The sequence below is a fragment of the Streptomyces sp. KR55 genome (assembly GCF_052245645.1).
In the GTDB taxonomy this organism is placed as follows: Bacteria; Actinomycetota; Actinomycetes; order Streptomycetales; family Streptomycetaceae; genus Streptomyces; species Streptomyces flavusporus.
The window spans coordinates 1-3,028 of sequence record NZ_JBQQCE010000748.1 but is presented as its reverse complement, the minus strand read 5'-3'; the positions used below and the strand labels follow the sequence as shown (position 1 = coordinate 3,028).

General features: G+C 70.5%; 2 protein-coding genes. Both read left to right on the top strand.

Annotated features, from left to right (window positions below; all coding sequences use genetic code 11):
• Nucleotides 1–1,397, top strand: a 1,397-nt coding sequence (locus ACTWQJ_RS49425; RefSeq protein ID WP_443312895.1) for an outer membrane protein assembly factor BamB family protein, incomplete at its 5' end; no start/stop codon positions are given.
• Nucleotides 1,398–1,446: 49 nt separating this feature from the next.
• The coding region (locus tag ACTWQJ_RS49420) for an outer membrane protein assembly factor BamB family protein (RefSeq protein WP_443312894.1) at nucleotides 1,447–3,028 on the top strand (1,582 nt) is incomplete at its 3' end.

The following is a 3,028-nucleotide window of genomic DNA, read 5'->3' as shown; positions in this document are numbered from 1 at the left end:
GTGCCGCGGTGGCGGCGCTGCTCGTCATCGGCGGCACCGTGTTCGCGGTGACCAGCGGCGGTGACGACGACGGGAAGAAGAAGCCGGTCGCCGGGCCGAGCGACGACGCCAAGCCCACCGCCTCCGACGACCCGGTCAACCCTGGGGACGGAAGCGGTGACGGCGGCGAGGACCCGGAGGACCTCAACGCGGGCCGCCAGGCGGGCGAGGCGAAGGTGCTCTGGTACAAGGAGGCGCCCGACGCGCCCGGTTCCGGCGCCGACGCCCCCGGTATGTGGATCACCGACAAGGCGGCGGTGAAGGCGGCGTACAAGCAGCTCCTCGCCTTCAACGTCGGTGACGGCAACCCCACGTGGGACCCCATCACCTTCCCGCAGAAGATCTGCGCGGTCACCCCGCAGAAGACGGCCGACGACAAGATCGTCGTGGCGTACATGAACGGCGCCAGTGACCGCGCCAAGTGCAACCAGATCCAGCAGGTCGACCTCAACACCGGCGCGAAGGGCTGGAGCGGTGAGGTCGCCGACGGCGCGCTGTTCGACAGCGCGCTCACCATCGAGCTGTCGCTGACCGGCAACACGCTGATGGTGGGCCGCTCGCAGTCCGGCACGGCGTACGACATGGCCAGCGGCGACAAGCTGTTCGACAAGAAGAAGTACGGCGACGCCTGCTTCCCGTCCGCGTTCGCGGGCGGCAGCCGGCTGATCTCCGTCGCGTCCTGCGGTGCGGCCACGTCGAACGAGCACGACGAGATCCAGGAGCTGGACCCGCGCACCGGCCGGGTCCTGTGGACCCAGAAGTTCGACAAGGGCTGGCGGGTCGCCCGCACTTACTCCGTGGACCCGCTGGTCGTCTACAGCACCAACGACGACAAGGACGCCTGGAACATCTCCACGCTCGACGCCAAGGGCGGGTTCCGCTCCCAGGTCGGCGTCGACGAGGACTTCGCCCCCGAGTGCGGCTGGTCCGTCCTCCAGCGCGACCTGACCGGCTGCGTGGGCGTCGCTGCCGACGCGAACACGCTCTACCTGCCCACCGAGGCCACCAGCGGCGCCAACGAGATCGTCGCGATCAACCTCGCCAACGGCAAGGAGAAGTGGCGCGTCAAGTCCCCCGCGGACGAGTCGATGCTGCCGCTGAAGACCGAGGGCGGCAAGCTCATCGCCTACGTCGAGGCGTCGTACGACGCCGGCGGCCAGATCGTGTCGATCCCGACGACCGGCAGCAGCCACAAGCCGGCGAAGCTCCTGCAGAACCCCGCCGGTGCGGCGGACGTCGAGGACAGCTTCTTCTCGCGGGACATCGCCTGGGTGGACGGCCGCTTCTACCTCTCCTCCACGCGCCTGTCCGGCGACGACGAGGCGAAGGAGAAGCTGATGCTCGCCTACGGCAAGTGACGCGCTCCCCCGACTTCCTCCGTCCCCGTTCATCCGAGGTACCCACGTCATGACCCAGCCGCCGCCCCCGCCGCCCAACCAGCCCCCGCAGGGGGGAGGTTACGGCGCCCCGCAGTCCCCCCAGAACCAGCCCCCGCAGCAGCCACCCGGCTTCGGCGCGCCCCAGTCCCCGCAGACGCCCCCGCCGCCGGCCCAGCAGCCCGCGCAACCCCCGCAGCCTCCGCAGGGACAGCCCGGCTACGGCTACCCGCAGGCGCCCGCCGCCGCACCGCAGCAGCCGCCCCAGGGCCCGCCGCAGCCCGGCTACGGCTACCCCGGCCAGCAGCCGAGCCAGAGCCCGTACGGCTACCCGGGCCAGCAGCCGAACCCGTACGGCCAGCAGCCCGGTTACGGCTACCCGCAGCAGCCGATGCACCTGCAGGCCGGCGGGCCGGCCGGGGGCGGCCGGAAGCTCAACGCGCAGCTGCTCATCATCGTCGCGGCCGTCGTCGCGATCGCCGTGATCATCGGCGGCGGCGTCTGGTACGCGAACTCCGCCGGCGACGAGGGCAAGAACGACACCGCGAGCTCCAGCGGCGGCACCGGCGACGGCAAGGGCGGCACCGGCGGCAGCTCCTCCAAGGGCTCGGAGAAGGTGCCGTCCGACCCCAGCTCCAAGGTGCTGTTCCAGATCCCGCAGCCCGAGGTCGCCAAGGACGACAGCGTCGTGGTCGAGGGCTCCTGGCTCACCGACAAGGTGTACGCCAAGAGCGGCATCGCCGAGATCGTCGGCTACGACCCCGACAAGGGCACCAAGCTGTGGACGATCCCGCTGCCCGGCCCGGTCTGCGAGGCCGGCCGGCATGTCTCCCAGGACAACAAGACGGCCGTCCTCTTCCAGCCGAAGATGCCCGCCAAGAACTCCTCCGAGGGCTGCAGCCAGGTCGCGGCGATCGACCTCGACACGGGCAAGAAGCTGTGGACCAAGACCGCCACCTCCGGTGACCAGCCGATCAGCTTCGACAACGTCACCGTCAGCGCGAACACGGTCGCCGTCGGCAGCTCCAGTGGCGGTGCCGCCTTCGACCTCGCCACCGGCGACGCGCTGTGGACGCCGAAGCCGGCGGACACCTGCTACGACTCCGGGTACGGCGGCGGCGCCAAGCTCGTCGCCGTCCGCAAGTGCGGTTCGTACGACGCACGCGAGCTGCACATCCAGACCATCGACCCGAAGTCCGGGAAGGTGATCTCCGAGTACAAGATGGCCAGGGGCATCGAGTACGCCAGCGTCGTGTCGACCGACCCGCTGGTCGTCGCGGCCGACGTGGGCGACTCCGCGGGCGACGGCAGCGGCATCTCGGACTTCTTCTCCATCGACAACAAGACCGGCAAGCTGCTCACCCGTATCTCCGCGCCGGGCGACAACTACGCCGCCGAGTGCGACGGCATCACCCGGATCGAGGACTGCTCCGGTATCGCGATCGGCAACGACCGGCTGTACCTGCCGACCGAGGAGCACGACGGTTCCGGTGAGTACAGCCGGACCAACGAGATCGTCGTCTTCGACCTGGCCACCGGCAAGCAGACCGGCCAGCGCGCCGACGCGGGCGACGGCTACACGATCACGCCGCTGCGCATGGACGGCGGCAACG